This is a genomic window from Brassicibacter thermophilus, assembly GCF_055378355.1.
In genome coordinates this window covers 325791-347621 of record NZ_AP042446.1, presented here as the reverse complement: position 1 = coordinate 347621, position 21831 = coordinate 325791, and the positions used below count along the sequence as shown (strand labels likewise).

The 21831-nt window shown below is 28.5% G+C and carries 21 protein-coding genes; 5 read left to right on the top strand and 16 right to left on the bottom strand.

The features are described 5' to 3' along the window. Positions 1 to 220 precede the first annotated feature (220 nt). The 3 genes from ACZ41D_RS01695 to ACZ41D_RS01685 all read left to right on the top strand — a co-directional run bounded on the left by ACZ41D_RS01695 (position 221) and on the right by ACZ41D_RS01685 (position 4364). A complete protein-coding gene (locus ACZ41D_RS01695; protein ID WP_464150702.1) occupies positions 221 to 1702 on the top strand; it encodes an ISLre2 family transposase in 1482 nt (493 codons plus the stop codon). Positions 1703 to 2190: 488 nt separating this feature from the next. Beyond that, positions 2191 to 3090 (top strand): hypothetical protein, encoded by a 900-nt coding sequence (locus ACZ41D_RS01690; protein WP_464152193.1) that lies wholly within the window; start codon positions 2191 to 2193, stop codon positions 3088 to 3090. A gap of 71 nt (positions 3091 to 3161) precedes the next feature. Beyond that, complete coding sequence (locus ACZ41D_RS01685; RefSeq protein WP_464151095.1) at positions 3162 to 4364, top strand: transposase; 1203 nt, start codon at positions 3162 to 3164, stop codon at positions 4362 to 4364. Between the two features lie 333 nt (positions 4365 to 4697). Here ACZ41D_RS01685 and ACZ41D_RS01680 read toward each other — a convergent pair whose 3' ends face one another. From ACZ41D_RS01680 to ACZ41D_RS01670, 3 genes are all read right to left on the bottom strand, one after another. Beyond that, positions 4698 to 5096 (bottom strand): RepB family plasmid replication initiator protein, encoded by a 399-nt coding sequence (locus tag ACZ41D_RS01680; RefSeq protein ID WP_132029362.1) that lies wholly within the window; start codon positions 5094 to 5096, stop codon positions 4698 to 4700. Between the two features lie 321 nt (positions 5097 to 5417). Continuing rightward, a complete protein-coding gene (locus ACZ41D_RS01675; protein WP_132029359.1) occupies positions 5418 to 5756 on the bottom strand; it encodes a helix-turn-helix domain-containing protein in 339 nt (112 codons plus the stop codon). 693 nt (positions 5757 to 6449) lie between these two features. Further along, positions 6450 to 7481, bottom strand: coding sequence for an IS6 family transposase (locus tag ACZ41D_RS01670; protein WP_464152192.1), 1032 nt, complete (start codon positions 7479 to 7481; stop codon positions 6450 to 6452). A gap of 122 nt (positions 7482 to 7603) precedes the next feature. On the opposite strand from ACZ41D_RS01670, the gene ACZ41D_RS01665 reads away from it, so the two are divergent. Both ACZ41D_RS01665 and ACZ41D_RS01660 read left to right on the top strand, forming a co-directional pair. Beyond that, positions 7604 to 8044 (top strand): recombinase family protein, encoded by a 441-nt coding sequence (locus ACZ41D_RS01665; RefSeq protein ID WP_464152191.1) that lies wholly within the window; start codon positions 7604 to 7606, stop codon positions 8042 to 8044. A gap of 43 nt (positions 8045 to 8087) precedes the next feature. Then, positions 8088 to 9698 carry a recombinase family protein gene (locus tag ACZ41D_RS01660; RefSeq protein WP_464153103.1) on the top strand — a complete coding sequence of 537 codons (1611 nt, stop codon included), beginning with the start codon at positions 8088 to 8090 and terminating at the stop codon, positions 9696 to 9698. Here ACZ41D_RS01660 and rlmH read toward each other — a convergent pair. The 13 genes from rlmH to ACZ41D_RS01595 all read right to left on the bottom strand — a co-directional run bounded on the left by rlmH (position 9670) and on the right by ACZ41D_RS01595 (position 21786). Then, on the bottom strand, positions 9670 to 10149 hold the full coding sequence (gene rlmH / locus ACZ41D_RS01655; protein ID WP_464152190.1) for a 23S rRNA (pseudouridine(1915)-N(3))-methyltransferase RlmH: 480 nt from the start codon (positions 10147 to 10149) through the stop codon (positions 9670 to 9672). The genes ACZ41D_RS01660 and rlmH overlap by 29 nt on opposite strands. Beyond that, positions 10146 to 10571 (bottom strand): HNH endonuclease, encoded by a 426-nt coding sequence (locus tag ACZ41D_RS01650; protein WP_464152189.1) that lies wholly within the window; start codon positions 10569 to 10571, stop codon positions 10146 to 10148. Before ACZ41D_RS01650 ends, rlmH begins: the two co-directional genes overlap by 4 nt. A gap of 31 nt (positions 10572 to 10602) precedes the next feature. Then, positions 10603 to 10770 (bottom strand): CxxH/CxxC protein, encoded by a 168-nt coding sequence (locus tag ACZ41D_RS01645; RefSeq protein ID WP_464152188.1) that lies wholly within the window; start codon positions 10768 to 10770, stop codon positions 10603 to 10605. A gap of 353 nt (positions 10771 to 11123) precedes the next feature. Beyond that, positions 11124 to 12341, bottom strand: a complete 1218-nt coding sequence (gene htrA, locus ACZ41D_RS01640; RefSeq protein WP_464152187.1) for a serine protease HtrA — start codon at positions 12339 to 12341, stop codon at positions 11124 to 11126. A 15-nt stretch (positions 12342 to 12356) separates the two neighbouring features. Beyond that, a complete protein-coding gene (locus ACZ41D_RS01635) occupies positions 12357 to 13154 on the bottom strand; it encodes an MBL fold metallo-hydrolase (protein ID WP_464152186.1) in 798 nt (265 codons plus the stop codon). A gap of 90 nt (positions 13155 to 13244) precedes the next feature. Further along, entirely contained in the window at positions 13245 to 14495 is a 1251-nt protein-coding gene (locus ACZ41D_RS01630; RefSeq protein WP_464152185.1) for a UDP-N-acetylglucosamine 1-carboxyvinyltransferase, read from the bottom strand. Between the two features lie 229 nt (positions 14496 to 14724). Further along, the gene (locus tag ACZ41D_RS01625) at positions 14725 to 15582 is read right to left on the bottom strand and encodes a two-component system regulatory protein YycI (RefSeq protein WP_464152184.1); all 858 of its coding nucleotides are present in this window, start codon (positions 15580 to 15582) and stop codon (positions 14725 to 14727) included. Positions 15583 to 15599: 17 nt separating this feature from the next. Beyond that, the gene (locus ACZ41D_RS01620; protein WP_464152183.1) at positions 15600 to 17027 is read right to left on the bottom strand and encodes a hypothetical protein; all 1428 of its coding nucleotides are present in this window, start codon (positions 17025 to 17027) and stop codon (positions 15600 to 15602) included. Between the two features lie 42 nt (positions 17028 to 17069). After that, on the bottom strand, positions 17070 to 17897 hold the full coding sequence (locus tag ACZ41D_RS01615) for a hypothetical protein (protein ID WP_464152182.1): 828 nt from the start codon (positions 17895 to 17897) through the stop codon (positions 17070 to 17072). 106 nt (positions 17898 to 18003) lie between these two features. Beyond that, on the bottom strand, positions 18004 to 19806 hold the full coding sequence (locus ACZ41D_RS01610; RefSeq protein ID WP_464152181.1) for a HAMP domain-containing sensor histidine kinase: 1803 nt from the start codon (positions 19804 to 19806) through the stop codon (positions 18004 to 18006). Between the two features lie 3 nt (positions 19807 to 19809). Further along, positions 19810 to 20499: a response regulator YycF gene (gene yycF, locus ACZ41D_RS01605; RefSeq protein ID WP_464152180.1), complete on the bottom strand. Its 690-nt coding sequence runs from the start codon at positions 20497 to 20499 to the stop codon at positions 19810 to 19812. 177 nt (positions 20500 to 20676) lie between these two features. Further along, positions 20677 to 21489, bottom strand: coding sequence for a peptidase MA family metallohydrolase (locus ACZ41D_RS01600; RefSeq protein ID WP_464152179.1), 813 nt, complete (start codon positions 21487 to 21489; stop codon positions 20677 to 20679). Positions 21490 to 21615: 126 nt separating this feature from the next. After that, a complete protein-coding gene (locus ACZ41D_RS01595) occupies positions 21616 to 21786 on the bottom strand; it encodes a hypothetical protein (RefSeq protein ID WP_464152178.1) in 171 nt (56 codons plus the stop codon). Positions 21787 to 21831: the final 45 nt, after the last annotated feature.

Below are 21831 nucleotides of genomic sequence, written 5' to 3'. Positions count from 1 at the left end.
CACTTTTTTTATCGCCAGTTATAAGTCACATAACAATTATCTATAATATTGTGCCCCCAATGTTTAAACTTAAATTTCTTCCCTTACAGCAAAATCTTAGAGTATAATTTTAGTAGGCAAAAACAACAAAAATGAAAAAGATGCCCGAAAGCACCTTTAACATATATGAATCATCCAATATAATAGTAATTAATAAGAAAACTATAAAAGGGATGATTACATGTATAATATAAGTTTAGATGAAAAAGAAATTAATTTCAAGAACTTAGAGAAAATTATATATAAGCTTGTATGCCGACAGGCATGTGAAATGCTCGTAGAGCTATTAGAAAAATTAGATAATAAATTAATGAAAGAAAGAGATAAAGAAGAATATAGAAATAAAGGATTAAAGAAAACTACCATAAAAACAATAATGGGCGAAATTGAATATAAACGTAGAATATATCAATATACTACACAAGAGGGTAAAAGAGGTTACAAATGCCTTTTAGATGAATACTTAAAAATGGAAACCATAGGACATATATCTACAAATCTAGTAGAAAAAATAGTAGATCTAGCAACAGATGAATCATATAGAAAAACAGCAAATAAAATAACAGAAATGACAAACCAAAGTATAAGTCATTCAGCAGCTTGGAACATAATACAAAACTTAGGAGAACAACTAAAACAAAAAGAAAAACACGAAATAAAATTAAACAACGAAGAAAAATTACAAGGCAAAAAAGAAACAAAAATATTGTTTGAAGAAATGGATGGAGTGTGGATAAATATCCAAGGTAAAGATAAAAAGACTAAGGGAAAAGAGAAAAAAGAACTAAAATTAGGAATTTTTTATGAAGGCTGGGAGAAGAAGCATGAGAAAAAAGATAGATATGTACTAAAGAACAAAAAAGCATATGCAAGCTTTGGAAGTAGTAAAGAATTTAGAAAACTAAGACAAGCCAAAATAGCGAAACAATATAATACTGACGAAATAGAAACAAAAATAGTAAATGGAGATGGAGCAAACTGGATAAAAGAAGTTATAAAAGAAGACAATTCACACTTTCAATTAGATCCATTTCATAGAAATCAAGCAGTACTTAAGAACATAGAAGATAAGAAAAAGGCAAAAGAAATAATAAAGAAACTAAGCAATGGTAACATAGAAGAAGGATTAGAAATGATAACAAAACTAATGATAGAAAACAATGATAATCAAAAGAAAATGAAGAAATTACAGGCACTATATAATTACCTAGTAAACAACAAAGAAGGGATAGTGCTCTACAAACTTCGCCCAGACATAAATATGCCGCAACCACCAGAAGGAATTAAATATAGAAATCTAGGAACAATGGAACATAGCATATGTGATATATTAGCACAAAGGATGAAAGGGAATAAAACAAGTTGGTCAATACAAGGAGCCAGTAACTTAGCCAAGATACTAGCAGAAAAAGCAAGCAAAGAATTAGCAACAACAATAAAATCACTACTGAACAAAGAAATAAAAGAAGAAAAGCTTGAAGAAATAATAGAAAAAGTAGGATTAACAGCAGCAGAAGTAAATAAAAAGCCAAAGAAAAGCAAGATATACAAACACAAAAGAGCAAGCATGCCATTTAGTCAATGTTCAGTAACTAACGGAAGAAAAGCCATAAAGGACATGTTAGGTTGCAAATGTGCAAGTCAAATGAACCTAAGTTTTTAATATCTAATATATTATATAACTTAAAAGAATAAGCTAACATACGATACCTATGCTCTAATATAAGCCTAAAAAAATACAACATAATAGAGCATTAATACTGATGAATAAATAGAATTAGACCTAAAAATAGGGCTCTCAGACTTATTGTTATTCTATAATCATAAGTCTAGTATTATAGAATAACAATTTTGAAATCATTGTAAAGTATATGTAAATTTATTTTTAAAATTGTAGAAAGTATAAATAGAATACTCTTGCCCTATCGGGCATAAAAACATAATTAAAACAGCAAAATTGGATGATTAAATTTAAAAATAATAATTTTGCCAACTTTTACTTGACAGTATCCAGCAAAATAAATAGGTTGAATTTGGTGAAAAAATATGACATAATTATTTATAAAATATACTAAAATCTACTATATATCAACATTTTCAGAGCTTGTTATAATAAATAATTTTTCCCGAAAGTAAAAGGAGTCATCTGATATGATACATACTTTTTCAATGTATTGTAACTTAGAAATGGAAAATATTACTTTTTGTGAAGAGAAGTTTGATGCTAATTATATCTTAGTCGGTGAGATTATTAGCGATAAAAAAGCTGGTATTGCTGCTACCATAAGCAATATATATGGTGGATGGAAATTACTTTTAACAATTGATGCTATAAAACTATTAAATAAAGCTGATATTCAGGATAATGATTATAATAAAGTTGAAAATTTTTTGCATAGATTTTGCATGGATAATTTCGGTGAAATATTGAATTTAATTCTAACAAGAATAGAATATCGATACGACGCTAAAATGCTTCCTGAAGAAAGAGATTTTTTTCTCCGACGATACAAAAAAATCATTGATAAACAATATTTTGCCGAGAAGAAAACCTTTAATACATCCATCTATCACTCAAATAAAAGCAAGTCCAAAATTATTTATGACAAGCAAAGCGAAAGAGATGCAAAAGGTGCAAAGATTGAATCATATGAAAAAAATGTTCTCAGATATGAAGTTAAACTCCTCAATAGACACTTATACTATAATATGAAAAAGTATGACATTGAGAGAACTTTAAAAAATTATTGGGATTCGGAAGTTTACAGAAAATATTTCATTGAGGAGTTTGAACCAATTTTGTATCCAGGTAATTATTATAAATTATATGATATTATGAAAATTTTATCTTCAACTAATTTAAAAGAAAAAGAAATAGAAAACCTTAGAAAATTACTATTATCGATTAGTAGAAAAGGAGTTACAGAAGCAAGGAAATATTATAGTTCTTATATGTTTCATAAATATATTAATATATTGAGGAAATTGCATAATTTTAAATTGTTGATTTTTCTAAATTTCACTGAACGCAAAAAGGAGTTTCACCCCTAAATGTCGAATATATTAAGTAGACAAACTCAATACCCGAAAGGAGTGAAACTTCTTAAATGTATATTCGACAAATGAGCTTGATTTCCTTTGAGGAAATTATGGAATTTCAACAAGAAACTAAATTAGAGATGATTTTATCTCAGATTGACATTTCTAATTTAGCTTGCAAACTAAGAAAATCTCATAATTCTAAAGGCCCGAAGGGCTATGATCCTGAAACTTTAATTTATGCTTTGATTGCTATGCAAGTAGAAAAAATTCAAACTATAAAAGATTTAGTTCTTAATCTTAAGCAAAATCCTGTTTTAAGATATTGTTGTGGTTTTGGTGTCCTTGGCAAAGTACCATCTGAATCAACTTTTAGCAGATTCTTAGATAAATTAACTCAAACAGATGAACTTGAGCAATTGTTCCATTCTTTAGTTGTTAAAGCAAAAGAACTTAATATAATTGATGGAGAACATATCTCTATTGATTCAACAAAATTAAGTTCTTATGAATCTGCTAAGCGTAAAAAATATATCGTAGATGATGACTATAACCCTAACTGGGGGATAAAAAAAGATACTAATGGTAACACCGTAAAATGGTTTGGTTGGAAGCTTCATATATTATGTGATTCTAAAAGTGAACTACCATTAGATATTTTATTAACCCCAGCAAGCACTTATGATGGCACTGTAGCTATACCTTTAATAAAGCAATTTTTTAATAATTATAAAGATATTTTTAAGCCTAAATATTATGCTATGGATTCTGGATATGACTTTGAGTATGTTTATAAAGATATAATAAACGAATTTAATGGTATTCCAATAATAGCTTACAATCCTAGACGAAGCTATGCTCCACCTGCTGGATTAGATGAAGATTTTAATCCTATCTGCTCCGCAGGATATAAACTAGTGTATTGGGGCAAAGATGGTAGTTATCTTAAATTTCGTTGTCCTCATGTTTTAGGTAAGTGTAATTGCCCTCATGGAATGAATTGGTGTTCTTCTTCTACCTACGGATATACTTTTAAAGTCAATTATAAGGAAAATCCAAGGCATTATGGATATCCTTTAAGATCTTCTACTAGTTGGAAAAAGTTATATGATAAAAGGACATCAGTTGAAAGATGTAATAGTAGACTTAAAGAATATCTGAATTTAGATAACATAAGGTCTAAAGGTATTAAAAAAGCCAAGGTTCACTCATTATTAAATTGCATAGCACTTATAGCTGGAACAATATCGTTAAACTCAAGTAAAACTGTTAATAAAGCTGCCTAACGGCATAAAATTATATTTATTTAGGAGGTTCTTTGCATTATTCAAAAATAAATATCAAAAATATCAAATTTAAAATCTCATTTTCAATAAGCTATCGCTCTATGCTCTTTTTTTCTACTATAAAAAAGATGAATTATGCAATTTCCTCTATTAAATGAACTAAAAATTAATCCCATTGTAATACCTAAAAATGAAAAATTGCCTCATAAAAAGAAATACATCAAAAATCCCTTAGCTCATTTTTTTACTTAAAACAAAATAAAAAGAATGTTAATTAATAATATTTATAGAAGTAAGGTATCTCATACAAGATACCTTACTTCTATATTGAATCTATAATTCAGTTATTAAAAATGTTACATATGGTATAAATTTCTTATCTAGACTTACATATAGCTCTCTACTCCAATACTCCCATGATTTAATCATTTTTGTACATTGCCATGTGTCCTTGCCTCTCTTTTTTATCACATCTAAGGACATTAATTCATTTGTTATATTATCAATCTTTCTAAACAATTCATCATCGTTTAACTTACATTTAAATATAGCCTCGAAATCCTCATCCTCTAATATTATAGTATCCATATTGAATTCTTCATCTTTTGCAATCTTATCAGTTAAGTATAAAAGCAAAGCTTTAGCTTCTTCTCCAAGAGTATATCTAATAGTAATACTTTCATTTTGCTTTGGAGTCTTTGTTACAAAAAATGTATAATTGTTTTTTTCCATTTAATTCACCCTTTTCACTAATTTTTATAAGTTATTTATTTCACAGCGACTATAAACAATAAAAAAATAAGGTATGCCCTATAGTCATTGTCTAAGGCATACCTTTCAAACTTTTGTTTTCTCTGTCATTTTTTTAATTCCATATATAGTTGCAATACTCATACAGGCTATTGAGAAAATAGCAACACCAACAACCTCAATCATCATTTCACCTCCAAAAATATATTTTACTTTTATATTATAACATATTACTGCTAGTATTCCCAGTTTATAAACAAAGTAGCCTATTATTTTAATAGACTACTTTTTAGATGCCAGTTCTTATTCTTCATTTTTTCCTTTTATTATATCTTCTATAAGTTCCAAAATTTCTATCGTCTCTCTAATACTCATATTTCCTTTATTCCTATGCATGATTAATAATTCCTTTAGCTTGAAGAAATCTGCTTCAAATCCTCTATTTTCTTCTTTATCTAACGGTATTCCTAATGCTGTAAATATCTTTTCCATTACATTGTAGCTGGGAGCTTTTCTTTCTCCTCTCTCTATTCGACTTAAATAGGCAGCACTAAGATTTGTCATTTCAGCTAATTCTTTTATTTTTATTCCTCTTTCTATTCTTTTATTCCTAATAATTTTTCCTATATCTTCTTGTTTCATTTGAACACCTCCCTTTCCATAAAGTTGTTTAAACAACTTTATGTTTTTTTTTCTGTTAATTACTGATATAATCCCATTTGCTTAATGTTGATTAATCAACTTTATGTTTTTATTATATCATACAAAATTGCCTTAGGCAATAATTATTTGACACTTTGATTTATATGTATTATAATAGGTTTACAATTAAAAAACAAGGAGGGATTGAATGGATATAGAAAAGCAAACAAAAGTATTAGAATTGATACAGGTTCTTATAGAGATTATTCAACAGGAAGCAAATAAAACAAATGCCAAAACTAAAAATAAAATAGCTTAGTAATCTATTACTCTGGTTTGCTTAATATAAAAGGGAGTTGTCATTAATACATAATATAGGTATGACAACATAATAAAAAAGGATAAATATCAATTTCTGATTTTCAAATATATAAAAAATAAGGAACTGTTAACTTAAAATGAAAAAATAGCATGATTTTATAGAAAAATTCTTAATGGATCTTGACCTTACAGCCCTGTATGGATTTTAGCTATTACAATAAGGCTGTCAAGGGTCAAGATAAACGAGCAAAGCTCGCCCTTGACAGCCTTATTTCAAATAGCTATGAGGTGGTTAAGGGCTGTAAGGGGAAAATTGTATGGCAAATACGCCAAGGAATAAGGCAAAGCAGGAAGAACCTTGACAAGTAAATATTATGCAGATAATAACCAATTACTGCGATCCCTATCGCTATATTTAGCACCTGCTACCTGGGCAGGGGTAAGGTTATCTAAAGAAGAATGAGGTCGTATAAAATTAAAGAAAAACACAAAGTTTGCAATTAAGTTATTAGCGCTTTCAAAACAGTTAAAACCTCGCTTTGGTTTATACCAAGCCTTAAATTCCTTATTAAAAGATTCAATTATATTATTTGATATGTCATCTTTAAAAGACTCAACCCTTATATGTCTGGTACCAGTAAAGATAGATTTGGTAGGTACCTTATAAGCACTATATCTATCTGTAACAATGGCATTAGGAGAACCAAATTTCTTTGCTCTTTTAAAAAGGCTAAAGGCTTGGGTAGAATTTCTATAAGGAGATAGATGAAAATTTATAATAAAGCGAGTTTCAGAATCAATGATAAACCAAAGATAGTATTTTTTGCCATTGATTTTAACAACAGTTTCATCAGCATGCCACTCATCAGAAGAAGATAAGTCAATGGTTGAAGAAAGCTTACTAGATATACTGTCAAACAAAGGTGCAAACTTTTTAACCCAGGATGCAATGGATACATGGGAAACCTTAATATTATAAGTGATATATAGAAACTGCGATATCTTCCTTGTTGAAGAATTATTTAAAAAATAAAGGTTAAGAGCAGTAATAATAACAAACATAGGAAACCTCATTCTTTTAAAATCAGTTTTACCGGAAAGGTTAGACGATGAGGGATTATCGATAGTAGTTGGTTTAGCGATAAAGAAAGAATGGTAACACTTTTTATCTGAGCATCTATAGTTTGTATAGTGTTTATAATTATGATGAATAAAAGATGCTTTGCCACACTTGGGACATCTTGGATGTTTGGTATTGCGTGTAGTATTAGATTTAGGCTTTGTAGAAAATTGACGTCTACAATCACGGCATTGATACTTTTGATAACCATAAGGATCTTTGCCAAATTTATAAAGTTTTGAAGAATTACATCTAGGACACTTAATTTTTGGTATAATAGTCATAGGTCTCGACCTCCTTTGGAGTAGTGTTTTTGTGTCTATTGCTATTATACCTAAAGGAGTTCGAGACTTTCAATTTTCATTTAAGTTAACAGAACGAAAAATAATAAAAGGAGCTGATGCTTATGAATAAACAAACTAAAGCCGTGGGTTACATTAAAGTTAATAATATAAAACAAGAAAAGGAAGGTATCTCCTTGGTAGAAAAAGAAAGAGAAATAGTTGAATATTGTAAGAAGAATAATATAAATTTAATAAAAATTTATATAGATGAAGGTATTAGTGAAAAAGACATAGAAGGTAGAAATACATTTAAGGAAATGTTTGACTATGTCATTAATAATGATGTTGATACCATTATCTCTTTCAAGTTAAGCCGTTTCACTCGAAATATAAAAGATTTTGCTAATACAATAGATTTGTTAGAAAAAAATAATAAGAGCCTTATTTTTATAGAAGATGGCATAGATACAAAATCTGATGTTGGAAAACTTATGAGATATGTCGTAGGAGCTGTAGCAGAAATGGAGCTGAAAAATAATTCTACCTTCAAAAAAGAAGGATAAATATTAGTTTCTATACCCAAGTATAAAAAAATAATAAAAGGAGCTGATATTTATCAATAAAATAAATGCCGTTGGCTATATTAGAGTGAGTACCATAAGGCAAAAAAAAGAAGGTATTTCTCTTGAAGGCCAAGAAAGAGAAATAATTGAATATTGCAAAAGGAATAATATTAATCTGGTAAAAGTTTACAGAGATGAAGGTATAAGTGGAAAAGATATAGAGGGCAGGGATGAATTTAAAGAGATGCTTGATTATGCCTTGAAAAATAATGTTGATACTATTATATCTTTTAAGCTAAGTAGGTTTACACGAAAACTAAAAGATTTAGCAAATACAATAGATTTATTAGATGAAAATGACATTAATCTAATTTTTATCGAAGATGGAATAAATACAAAAACCCCTACTGGAAGATTTATGTGCTATATCGTTGGTGCAGTAGCAGAAATGGAAAGAGAGAATACTTCTGACTTTGTAAGTATGACTATGGGACAAAATGCTCTTAAAGGAAATTGGAATGGCGGTATTGTTTTTGGTTATGATTCTGATGATAGTAAAAAACTTATAATAAACAAAGATGAAAAGATGATTGTAGAAAAAATTTTTTATTATTTTACTGAAAAAAACTGGGGATATAAAAAAATTGCAAACTATTTAAATCACAGAAATTTAAAAACTAAAAAAGGTACTGATTGGTCAATTAATAGCATTAAACAAGTTCTAGACAATCCTATCTATGTAGGAAAAGTTAGATGGGGACAACATAAGGATTGGGATAAAAAAAGAAGAAAAGGAAAAACTGAAGAGTATATTTTAGTAGATGGTAATCACGAACCAATTATTTCAGAGGAAACATGGGAAAAAGCTCAAGCAATAAGAAAAGTAAGAGGAAAAAAATCAGCTAAAGTATATGAGGGAAATTTTCTATTAAGTGGGCTACTTCGGTGCCCCCAATGTGGGGCATCCATGCTTAGCCACAGAACCAAAAAGAAAAATGGAAAAGGATATTATCGCTATTATCAATGTTCTAGTTTTTTCAACAAAGGTTCAAGCGTATGCAAGTCTAACCTAATAAACGCAGATTTAGCAGAAGAAACAGTGATTAAGAAAATAAATGAATTTGTTCAAAAACCAGAAATTATAGAAACAATAGTCAAAGAAATAAAATCTCAAAGCCAAATAGATACAGAGCCATATATACGAGATTTACAAGTAATAGACAAAGAGTTAGCTAAAGTTGAAATAAAGAAAAAAGAAAATCTGCAACTTCAATTCAATGAAAAAATAGATGCAGAAACCTTATCTGAAATGAATTCATTTTTAAGAGAGAAAGAGAAAAATTTAAATTATAAAAAGATAGCAATAATGGAAGATTTGAACCAACTACAATCAAACACTATTCTAGATGCTGATGAAATACAAGCCATTTTTGAAAATTTCAATCTTCTATTTGAAAAAGCCGATGTGGAGCAAAAAAAGAAATTATTAAGGTCTATTATAGATGAAATTTACGTAAATGATTCTGATAATATTAAAAACAGAACAGTTAGGCAAATTAAGTTTTATTTTGAGCCACAAGAAATCCCAGAACTTGTGGCTTCTAAAAAACAAAGTAATTTTGCGACTAACGGTGATATGGTTCACCTTTTATAATCCTAAAGCTCCTATATATCTGCTCTAATAAAATCAATCTCATTAATTGATGAGGAAATGTCATCTTTGAAAAAGAGAGTTTAAAGTGGCTTTTAGTTAGTACTTTTTGAGATAATCCTAATGAACCTCCGATAATAAAGGTTATGTTACTTTTGCCTTGCAGTCCAAGGTTTTTTACCTTTGATGCTAATTCCTCTGAAGATAACTGTTTACCTTCTATTGCAAGAGAAATAACATAATCATTATCTTTAATTTTACTTAGTATCTTTTCCCCTTCTTTTTCTTTTACTCTTTCCATTTCTAACTCGCTTAAATTTTCTGGCGCTTTTTCGTCATTTACTTCAACAATATTTAACTTGCAATATTTAGATAGCCTTTTTGAGTACTCTTTTATTCCTTCTCTTATATATCTTTCTTTTATTCTGCCAACTGCTACTATTGTTATGTTCATCTGTTGCCTCCTAAATATACAATCTTTTGCACAAAACTATTCTTTATATAAAATCTCATTATTTTACTTTGAAATATAAAAAAATCTGATGTTATTTCTACTCTTTCTACTTCTGTTAATTTATTTCTCAATATTTTATTATCCATATTAATGCCTTTGCCTATGATTTTTCCATCATTAACAGCTTTAATAAAAAGGTGAAGTATAGTGTCTGAAAAATTTTCTGGTAAAATATCCGCCTTTAATTTATTACATTTCTTACAAGAAGTTACTAAGTTAAAAATTTCATCTTTCCCACCTTTACTTAAAGGTACAAAATGGTCAAGAGTAATCTGTCTATATTTAAGATTCTTACCACAATAAAAACATTTTTTATTATCTCTAATAAATATGTACAACTTGTCCTTATTACCAATTTTCAATTTATATCACCTTATAGTATTGTCATGAATTTTAAACTACTAAGTACTTAGGAACTTTATCACAAAAATCACAGGTGTGTGGACTTGTCCAGTCAGTAAATTTTACTTTCTCAAGTTCATATATATCTGGTGGCTGTTCATATATATCTACAAACTCTTCTATAGCAATTTCTAAATGCTCATTACACACTACATACATATTATCACTCCATCAAATATTATTTTTATTCAATATTACATAATAAAAAATTATAACTCATAACTTACAAAATTTTAATTCTGCAGTAATTATGTAATTTTTTAACTATAAAACTCTCTATGTAATTATTATTTTCAATACTGGTCAAAATAATCCTTCTATGTTTCTATCTTACAAAATTATTTGTCTACAATAATAGTGAAACTTATTAAACACTATTAATATAATGGTTATGCATCTAAAATACTGAAACATATGAAGTTAATATTTCGTAATAATTTTTATATTTATATATCCTGTAAACATACGTAAAAAGGCCTGACAATACTGTATATGTCAAGCCTTTTATATGCTTATTTTGTTTCCTTAAAAGTAACTTCTACTTCTTGAGGTTGTCCGTTTCTTAATATATTAAATTTAGCAGTATCTCCTGGCTGATAATTATAAAGAAGCTTTTTTAATTGATTCATATCAGTTATCTTTTTCCCATCCATTTTTGTTATAACATCTCCTGGTTTTAGACCAGCCCTCTCTGCTGCAGAATTTGGAGATATCTCAACTATAATTATACCTTCATCAGCCTTTAAATCAATTCCAAGCTGTCTTTCATATACTTGTACCTCTACTCCTACTATACCAATAACCACTGATTTAAAATTACCTCGTTTTATTACTTGGTCAACTATAGGTTTTGCTACATTTATTGGTATAGCAAAACCTAATCCTTCCCCTGATAATATTTTTGCAGTATTTATACCAATAACTTCTCCTTTTGCATTTAGTAAAGGACCACCACTATTTCCCTCATTTATTGATGCATCTGTTTGAATCAAATCATCTATTTGATTATATTCATCTACTCTTATAGTTCTATTCAATCCACTTATTATTCCAGATGTAACTGTTCTTTGAAACTCAAGACCAAGAGGATTACCTATAGCCACAGCAAGTTCTCCAATTTCCAAAGTGTCAGAATCTCCAAATTCTGCTGCAGGTAAATTGTCAGCATCTACTTTAACTATTGCAAGGTCTAATGCACTATCATACCAAAGAACAGTCCCAGGCTTTTTATCACCATTTTCAAATAATACTGTTATCCTTTCAGCATTTCCATCATCTATTACATGAGAATTGGTAAGGATGAAACCATTTTTATTTACTATGACTCCAGAGCCTACTCCTTGAACAGGTCTTTCAAATATAAAATCCCTGACAATCTTTACTGTAGTAATACCAACTACAGATTTCATAGCTTTTTTTGCTACTGCCGATACGGTAGTTATATTATCATTTGGAGTAATAGTTATATGTTCCCCTGAAGCCACATTATTTTGTTCAAATATTTTAGGAGTAGGTATAATATTCCCATACAAATAGGTAGGTGCTATATATGCAGTAATTGTACCTCCTATAATAGCTGCAATAAGAGCTACGATAAAATATGAGAAAAGTCCTCTTCTCCTTCTCGGTTTTTTATATGGTTTTGGATTATCAACATAATATGATATATTGTTCTCTTCGTCTAAATCTTTCATAACAAAATTAACGCCTCTTTTTTCTTCGTTGTCCATGAATACTCCTCCTTGCTAATATAAATTAAACACTTTTGTTGGTTTGTCTCTATATGTCATATTTAGAGATACATCTTTATCAGTATCCAACCCCACATCATTTAATATATTAGCAACTGTTTGATATGCCAATTCTGGAAAATTATTTTCTTTGCTTAAATGAGCTAACAGTACTTTTTCATTATTACCTTTTAATACTCTAGTTAGCAAATTACCTGCATCATCATTTGAAAGGTGTCCATTTGCACCCATTATTCTTTTTTTAAGAAACCATGGATACTTTCCCATTTTAAGCATCTCAACATCATGATTTGATTCCAGCATCAAAAGAGAAGAATCAGATATTTTCTTTTCTATTTCTTCGTTTACGCAACCAGTATCTGTAAGTATACTAATTTTAATACCATTATGATAAAAACAGTATCCAACAGGTTCACTTGCATCATGAAAAATATTAAATGGAAGTATCCCCAAATCACCTAATTCAAACTCTGACTCACTATTAAAAATTCGTATATTTTCATCTTTCACTTCTCCTATATCCCTTGACATACTTTTCCAAGTTTTCATATTAGCATATATAGGTATATTATATCTTCTAGATAGTATCCCTACACCCTTGGTATGGTCTATATGTTCGTGGGTAACCAAGATACAATCTATACTTTCTATGTCTACATCTATAGATTCTAATAGCTCTTTAGTTTTTTTTCCACTTAGCCCAGCATCTATTAATATCTTTATCTTTTCAGTAGCTATATAGTGGCAATTGCCACTACTACCACTTGATAGTGAACAAAATTGTAAAGTCATATTATCCTCCAAATATTCTAAAAAATTCATGTTTTTATTATACCACAAAAAAAACAATAGAAAAAGCTGAATTAAGAATCTTCAGCTTTTCTACTCTTTTCGTATCTTTGCTCCTATATTTAATAACTTACTTGTAATTCTCTCATAACCCCTCTCTATATGGTAAGCATTTTCTATTTCTGTTATACCTTCAGAAATAAGTCCTGCAATTACCAATGCCACACCAGCTCTTAAGTCTGTTGCAGCCACTTTTGCACCGCTTAATTTCTTAGCTCCTTCTACAATAGCTGTTCTACCTTCTACTTTTATATTTGCTCCCATCCTTTTTAATTCATCTATATATTTAAATCTTCCTTCAAAAATAGTCTCTGTTACCGTACTAACACCATGTGCTTTCGTAAGTAGTACAGTCATTGGCTGTTGTAAATCTGTTGGAAAACCAGGATATGGTAAAGTTTTTATATCTACACTTTTTAAGCTCTTGTTAGCTGAAACTCGTATGGAGTCACCATATTCAACGACATCTACTTCCATTTCTCTTAATTTTGCAGTAATAGGCTCTAAGTGTTTAGGTATAACATTATTGATAAGGACATCTCCTTCAGTTGCAGCAGCTATAATCATATATGTTCCTGCCTCTATTTGATCAGGAATTACACTATATGTACACCCATGGAGTTCGTCTACTCCATTTATTCTTATAATATCTGTTCCAGCACCTCTTACATCTGCACCCATAGCATTAAGAAAATTTGCTAAATCAACTATATGTGGTTCTTTTGCTGCATTTTCTATTATTGTTTTCCCTTGAGCCAAAATTGCAGCAAGCATTATATTTATTGTTGCACCTACGCTTACTACATCAAGATAAATTCTATTACCGACCAATTTATTAGCTCTACATTTTATAATCCCATGATCTATTTCAACTTCAGCTCCTAGAGCCTTAAACCCTTTTATATGTTGATCTATAGGCCTTACTCCAATATTACATCCTCCTGGATATAATACCTCAACCTCTTTGAATCTACTTAATCCTGCTCCTAATAAATAATATGATGCCCTTATATTTCTTACCTCGTCACTCGTAGCTATACAGTTTTTTATATTGCTCGTTTCTATTGTCATAATACCATTTTCATCAAAATTTATATCGGCTCCCAAGTCTTCCATTATGTTTTTCAAACATATTACATCCCTTATAAAAGGTACATTCTCAATAGTACATTTATCATTACATAACAAAGTTGCAGTTATTATGGGTAATGCTGCATTTTTAAATCCACTAATATCAACTTTACCTTTTAGCTTATTACCACCTTCTACAATAATTTTATCCATGATTTAAACTGACATATGTCAGTATAAGTCACCTCACTTTCCTGTAAACTATTGATAGACAATTATTATATCTTCATTTTTAATAAATCTTTCAAATTATAAATTACCATGACTTTGCCCTTGTATTAATTACATAAACTGTACACAAAAAAAATAGAAGAATCTTATTATTTCTTCTATTTTTTTAAGAAAAATCCTCTATTTTATTTTGAAAAATTGCATATTAAATTTAATATTCTTCTAAAAATATCTTTTCTCCTGTCTTAAATTTTATCCTCCAAGCAGGAGCAGCTTTCCCCATTTTAGCATTATTAGGATTCCCTGAAATTAAATGCTTTGTAGGATCAAAATAATAACATATACTAATATCTTCAATAGTTTTACCATAATATTCTTTCATAGTTAAAAGAGATAGTAAAGCTCTAGGAGCAGGTGTTATTTCAACATTATTTTCACTTGATTCTATAACATTTATCCAATATCTTTCAAAATTTTTTACTCCTTGAGAATCAATTAAAAATTTTGTATAAGTTTTCTCTACATAAATATTTTTATAAATTTTAGTATATTCCAAAAAAAATCCATCTTCACTTTCACGGGCATCACTAAGTTTCATATCTTCTATAGAAAAACCATTTTTTTTTAAAAAATCCTCTGCTATATTTATTGCTTTAATTTTATCGGGGATTTTTTCGTTATTGCCATCACTACTTCTTTCATAAACTATTTTTTTATTATCTAAAATTGTAAACTCAGCCTCTTCATTTTTATAATATTCTACTCCATCTATATCTATCTTTTTATATTCTCCTAATAAAATAGCAGCTAATTTATCAGGAGAATAATATTCATACTCTATTGTCAATAGAGATAATGTAGAAAAATCTAATGGTATTTCTCCTTCTATTTTAATATTCTTTTCTATCAATAGATTTTTAACATTTTCTACAAATTCATCCGTCAAAGAAGGCTGATGGATTTTTTTCGCTTGTATTAATGCATATCCAAGCAATAAATTCGTTATTATAAACGCTATTATTAATATATTTTTAGCTTTTGACCAATCCATGAATTTTTCACCATCCAAATCATACTCTTGTCACTCTACTTCCACTCATGAACAAGCTCTCCATCATATATGTCAAAAGCATATTTAACATCATCAACTTTTATAACCCATACACCTTCGACTTTTTGTCCATTACTTATCTCACAAGGGTCATAATATGCTAAATAAATATCCTTGATAGAGTTTTCTATCGCATTCTCAGATTCTTGTATCTCTGAATTATCTTTACTTATTTTTTTATTTTCATTTTGATTTTTTTGAATAAAATCATAATTTTTATCCCATACATCAAAAGAAGACAATATTGTACTATTTTCTTCTATAGAAGCAATAGAATTATTTACACTTTTTCTAACAAATCTTCTATACCCTTTTACGTATTCATTAAAAACATCTATTTCAATAGAATTAGGTATTATTTCATCGTTAGTAACTACAGGTATGCCATTTATACTATAAGTAAAAATAAAACTATAACCTTTATTATTATCATATTCTATTTCTTTAATATCCGAAATATATGAACCTTTTGGAAACCCCATATGTTTATATATAAACTCAATAGCAGTATTAAGAGAAGTATATAAATTTCTTTCATTAACCGGTTCATCTATCGAACTAAAAAATTCAATTAATCCATTTTCATATATCTTTAGAGTTTGCTGGTCATACACATATATAATTGAACCATTATTTTCAACTATTTTTCTTACATAATCTAAATCTTTATCAAAAAAAATATCTGCGATCTCATCAACTTGTTTGCTATAATCTACATCTATTTCACTTTTAACATATATAGGTGGTATTTTTTCCTTCATGTTAAATGAAATATAAATATCATTATCTATTTCTAAAAAATCTCTTACTGGATAATAATATGTATATCCATTATTTTCAATATTGTCAACAATTTTTCTCATTTCATCAATGTTTATTTCTGTATTACTTACTTTTATATTTTTTTCACCATCACTAAAAATAATATATGCATTTTGCCCTAAATAAAAATGTATATTATTTATAGAATCAATGCTTTTATGAAACGAATTATCAATTTTCACATTTAAAATTTTAGCAAGCATATAAGTATGCATTTTTTCTGAAAAATAAAAATCGATAGAGCGTTTTTGACTACCCATGTTAAAATCTTCACTGCTTATAGTCTCTATCTTTATATCATCTGATGAAAATAAATCCTTTAAAACTTTTCTCCCAATTTCCCACAATTCATAATTAATGTCTGAATACAAAATTGTATGATTCTTCCCTCCAAAATTTATCAAATACTCTTTTGGATAAATTGCATCTGAAATAACGTAATCTTGATTCTCTTCTTTTGAACTTTTTATAAAAGAGGAGAGTAGGTCTTCAGGAACTTCTATCCACAACTGCTGCGTAAGGAAAATACTTATAAGCACTAAACAAAATAAGAATAAAGATTTAAACCTTTCCTTATTCATTTATTATCATCTCCGAAAGATATTACTATACTACTCCCCATATTAATCTAATTTTGAAGGAATATCTAACTTTGGACTTGACCCTGGTTCTTTTATACTGTCTAAATTTTCCTTGGCTTGTGAAATATCTTTTATATAGACGTATTTTTCTACTACCTTTGTTTTCTCTATATCTTCAGAGATGTTTTCTGTATCAAGATTACTATCATTTTTATTCACTTCAGAATCACTACTAACTTCTTCAGTATCTTGTTTTTCCATTATCTCTTTATTAGATATTTCTTCTACATTGATTTCTTCACTAACTTCATCTTCATTAGCTTCATCTTCATTAGCTTCATCTTCACTAACTTCGTCTTCATTAATTTCATCTTCACTAGCTTCGTCAGTAGTCTTTTCTATTACATAAATTACAATCTTATTTAACCCTTGTTTTAATTCTAACTCTTCTCCAAATACTCCTGAAGGCCCTATTTTAATAATCTTATCGAAAGATAAAATATAAGTATCACTCTCAGGTAGATTGTCAAAGTCAAAATCATTTCTTACCAATTCAGGGATAGAATAAACTTCTATCAATACTTTTGTTCCTTCTGTACCTTTGCCTGATAACAAAATCACTTCGTCAGTTGTTATTAGTTTATCATCAGGTTCAAGTATCTTTACTTTATCAGCATTTTCCATATCAATTTTCAGATCTTGGTCTTCTAAGTTAACTTGGTTAACTTGCTCTTTATCAATATTAGCATCCTCTATATTGACTATAGGTGTTACATTATCAGGAATATCAGTATCATCTGCATATACTGAAACTCCATTAATAACAATAAAAGCCATTAGAAACGTTCCTGCAAGCACCTTTTTGAGCATCCTCATACCTCCTAACTACAATGTATATAATTCCACAATTTAATTATATAACATTAATATTACAGATGTATTACAGCCCAGTTAAAATTGAATTACACGTAGATATTTAATTTTTTATAGGGAGTATAATGTCTACTTCAGTTCCAATATTGTATTTACTTCGCATTACAATTCTTCCATTATGAGCTTCAACTATTTGTTTGGATATAGAAAGTCCTAAGCCAGTTCCACCTAATTCTCTTGACCTTCCCTTATCAACCCTATAAAATCTTTCAAATATTCTATCTTTATCTTCGTCAGGAATACCTATACCATTATCCTTTACAGTTATTATTATATCATTCCCTCGCTTATAAGCTATTATATATATATCACCATTATTAGGTGTATATTTTATTGCATTTGATAATATATTTAGTATAACCTGTTCTATACCATCTTTATCAACATATATACTTGGAAGTTGAGGTTTTACATCTAAATGCAAGTTATGATTCTTTTCCTCTATTGCTATTTTCATTTTCAATATTACATCATCTAGCAAATCCTTAACTTGTAATGACGTCTTTTTCCATTTTACTTTGTTATAATCAAGATTTGAAAGTTGAAGTAAATCTCTTACTATTCTAGTCATTCTATCGCATTCACTATCAATTACTGATAAAAATTGTGATGATATTTCCTTCTCTTCTATAGCTCCATTCATCAAAGTCTCAGTATAACTTTTTATAGTAGTTATTGGAGTCTTTAATTCATGAGATACATTGGCCACAAACTCTTTTCTCATATTTTCAAGTTTATATTGTTCAGTTACATCCTGTAAGACAATTATTAACCCACCAATTACATTCATATCATTTCTAAATGGAGCATATTTTGCTCTGTATATAGACCCATCAATTTCAATAATCTCGTTACCTTTCCACTTTTTCTTCAGCCGTTCAAGACGCATATTACTGTTAGTATTTTTTATAAGATCATCATATTTAATATCGTTTATTTTTTCAATATCAATTTTTAATATATCAAGTGCAACAGGATTTGCATGTATAATATTACCATCTATATCTACAGCAAGTAATCCATCAGCCATATAATTAAAAATAGTTTCCATTTTGCTTTTTTCACGATACATCTCAGAAATGGTTTCTTTAAGTTTTAAAGTTAAGTGATTAAACATACTTGCTAGTTGTCCAATTTCATCATCTGATTTTACTTCAACAAACTGATCGAAATCGCCTTTAGCCATCTTTTCTGCTTTCACAGTTACGTCTTTAATAGGGCCTGTTATACTACTAGCAATAAGAAATCCTAAAAATACAGTTATACATAAAGCTAATATCGTCGCCTTAGTTAGTATTATTTTAGACTCATTAATCGTTTTATACATATCTTCCAAATCAGAGGTTATATACATTACACCTTTAACCTTACCTACCTCATCAATAACTGGATAGGCAAGATGTTTAACTAATGCATTTGATTCGTTTAATTTTTTATGATAGCCATCAGCTTTTTCGCCATCAAGAGCTTTTAATAATAAATTAGGATTTAAAGCGTCACATACAAGTGCATTTGTACCAATTAATTTTTCATTTTTTCTTGAGTTAGTAGCAATAATAGTTGGAATATCAGAAGCACTAATAACATACAATACTTCTGTGTTATTAAAAGGAAAATCTTTATTAATAGAACTTTGAATTTCTTCCTTTACTTCATACCAATTATCTTTAGAAATAGGAGTTGATGACCTTACAACGTTCTCAACATGTCCCTCCATAGTTTTTGTAATCTGACTTATCTGGTACTCCTCAAAACTATTTATGATAAATACACCAATAATAACCATAGCAATAAAAACCAAAAGAAAATATACTACTATGAACTTCCATCTAATACTTTTAAACATCGGTTAGCCCCTCCTGAAGTAGTATCCAACTCCCCTTTTTGTAAGTATATATTTGTAGTTCCCTGATTTATCCTCTATTTTTTCCCTCAGCCTTCTTATAGTAACATCTACTGTTCTTATATCTCCATAATATTCATATCCCCATACTTCTTCCAAAAGCTGTTCTCTTGTAAATACTTGTTCACTTTTAGTAGCTAAAAATTTTAATAATTCAAATTCTCTTAATGTCAATTCAATTACATTAGAATTTTTTCTTACTTCATATTTATTTAAATCAATAATTAAATCGCCACATACTATAATATCCCCATTTTTTGTAGAATTTGAATAATCCATTCTTCTAATATTAGCCTTTACTCTTGCTATAAGCTCCCTCATACTAAATGGCTTAGTTATATAGTCATCTGCGCCAAGCTCTAATCCTAAAACCTTGTCCACTTCCTCTTCTTTTGCAGTTAACATAAGTACTGGTATTTTAAGTTTCTGTCTTATTTCCTTCAAAACTTGAAATCCATCCTTTTTAGGAAGCATTACATCAAGAAGTATAAGATCAGGTTCAGCATCAAAGGCTTTAATTATAGCATCTTGTCCATCATATGCAACTACTACATCATATCCTTCTTTTTGCAAATTAAATTTTAATATATCAGCAATGGGCTTTTCATCGTCCACAACTAAAATCCTTTTATTCATATCCATCACCCCACGTTTAATTATACTATAATTTAATCTATTATTTTGTACTTTTATTAACCTTTAATTCTATCCCCTTAAAGTTAAAGGCTATAATAATTAGTTAATATTAGTAATCATCATTCTTATATTTGAGAAAATTGCATAATAAAGTGCTTTATTATGCAATTTTCTCATTTATTTTAATTCATATAAATTTATTTTTAATACTGCCTTTATAGAATTGTCCATATTTTTACCTTCTCCAAGGATATTCAACATCATATTTACTTTATCAAATCCCCAGTTTTCTGATACATCATTTATTACCTCAAAGGATTTTCTATAAGCTATATCTTTCCTTATATCTTGAAAATTCTGCTCCAAATCTTTTAATGATACTTCACTATCAATTAGCAAATCCTTTCCCCATTCAAATCCAGTAATTTTGTATTCAGTATACAGAGCTATTCCTTCTGTAAGCCACATAGGATAATTACCTTTAGTTATATCATCTACAATTAGATGAGTAAATTCATGAACTATAGGTCCATCCTTTTCGTATACAATATTAAAGTCATCAGAAGAGTTTATCCATAATTCAGGGGAGAGTATATTTATTATACCTCCATAATATACCCCCATTGGAGGTTCTTGCTGTTTTAGTCTAACATTGTCAAGCAAATCACTTGAATTGTCATAAATAATAATGTTGCTTTTATTCTGAGGATAATAATTAAACATTTTACATACATTATTATAATACTTTTCAGCAATTTCAGCAGTTAATATTGCTATTTCTGCATCCATTTTTTGATACTTTACTATAAAATGATCTGTTTCTAATGTATAATAATCTCTTGTATTCCACAATATCCTGTTAGCTTCTATATTTCTAAATAAAGGATAAAGTGAAATTTTAAAATATCCTTGAAAACTTACTATTATAATAGATAAAAAAATAACTGCTATAATAAAGGATATAACCCCTTTATTTTTGATTAACCTCATAAGAAACATTCCCCCTTCTTATTTCTTATGTATATGAGGGAATGTAAACATTATGTCAATATTATATCATATAATTATGTAAACTTCATTGGTGATTTTTAACTCTCTAAAAACAAATAAAATTGTTTATTTAAAGCTTTTGTTCTTGTTTTTAATATATCTTATAATCAATGGTGTAAAATTTGGAAAAGCTAGCTTTATTCCTGGAATAATAAATAACCATCCAGGCATAATAGGAAGTATAAGTCCTATAATTCCTATGGTTATTAAAATAATGCCAAAAAATTTTTTTATCATACTATCTCGTCTCCACTGTATTTCTATATAGAAACTATTATTTCT

What these genes read in the sequence shown, in the direction of transcription:
- ACZ41D_RS01675 (WP_132029359.1), bottom strand. Translation starts at nt 5,756, where the DNA reads ATGAAACAAGAAGATATAGGAAAAATTATTAGGAATAAAAGAATAGAA.
- ACZ41D_RS01695 (WP_464150702.1), top strand. Translation starts at nt 221, where the DNA reads ATGTATAATATAAGTTTAGATGAAAAAGAAATTAATTTCAAGAACTTA.
- ACZ41D_RS01630 (WP_464152185.1), bottom strand. Translation starts at nt 14,495, where the DNA reads ATGGATAAAATTATTGTAGAAGGTGGTAATAAGCTAAAAGGTAAAGTT.
- ACZ41D_RS01600 (WP_464152179.1), bottom strand. Translation starts at nt 21,489, where the DNA reads ATGAGGTTAATCAAAAATAAAGGGGTTATATCCTTTATTATAGCAGTT.
- ACZ41D_RS01670 (WP_464152192.1), bottom strand. Translation starts at nt 7,481, where the DNA reads ATGACTATTATACCAAAAATTAAGTGTCCTAGATGTAATTCTTCAAAA.
- ACZ41D_RS01685 (WP_464151095.1), top strand. Translation starts at nt 3,162, where the DNA reads ATGAGCTTGATTTCCTTTGAGGAAATTATGGAATTTCAACAAGAAACT.
- ACZ41D_RS01665 (WP_464152191.1), top strand. Translation starts at nt 7,604, where the DNA reads ATGAATAAACAAACTAAAGCCGTGGGTTACATTAAAGTTAATAATATA.
- ACZ41D_RS01680 (WP_132029362.1), bottom strand. Translation starts at nt 5,096, where the DNA reads ATGGAAAAAAACAATTATACATTTTTTGTAACAAAGACTCCAAAGCAA.
- rlmH (WP_464152190.1), bottom strand. Translation starts at nt 10,149, where the DNA reads ATGAACATAACAATAGTAGCAGTTGGCAGAATAAAAGAAAGATATATA.
- ACZ41D_RS01595 (WP_464152178.1), bottom strand. Translation starts at nt 21,786, where the DNA reads ATGATAAAAAAATTTTTTGGCATTATTTTAATAACCATAGGAATTATA.
- ACZ41D_RS01645 (WP_464152188.1), bottom strand. Translation starts at nt 10,770, where the DNA reads ATGTATGTAGTGTGTAATGAGCATTTAGAAATTGCTATAGAAGAGTTT.
- ACZ41D_RS01610 (WP_464152181.1), bottom strand. Translation starts at nt 19,806, where the DNA reads ATGTTTAAAAGTATTAGATGGAAGTTCATAGTAGTATATTTTCTTTTG.
- ACZ41D_RS01635 (WP_464152186.1), bottom strand. Translation starts at nt 13,154, where the DNA reads ATGACTTTACAATTTTGTTCACTATCAAGTGGTAGTAGTGGCAATTGC.
- ACZ41D_RS01690 (WP_464152193.1), top strand. Translation starts at nt 2,191, where the DNA reads ATGATACATACTTTTTCAATGTATTGTAACTTAGAAATGGAAAATATT.
- yycF (WP_464152180.1), bottom strand. Translation starts at nt 20,499, where the DNA reads ATGAATAAAAGGATTTTAGTTGTGGACGATGAAAAGCCCATTGCTGAT.
- ACZ41D_RS01620 (WP_464152183.1), bottom strand. Translation starts at nt 17,027, where the DNA reads ATGAATAAGGAAAGGTTTAAATCTTTATTCTTATTTTGTTTAGTGCTT.
- htrA (WP_464152187.1), bottom strand. Translation starts at nt 12,341, where the DNA reads ATGGACAACGAAGAAAAAAGAGGCGTTAATTTTGTTATGAAAGATTTA.
- ACZ41D_RS01615 (WP_464152182.1), bottom strand. Translation starts at nt 17,897, where the DNA reads ATGCTCAAAAAGGTGCTTGCAGGAACGTTTCTAATGGCTTTTATTGTT.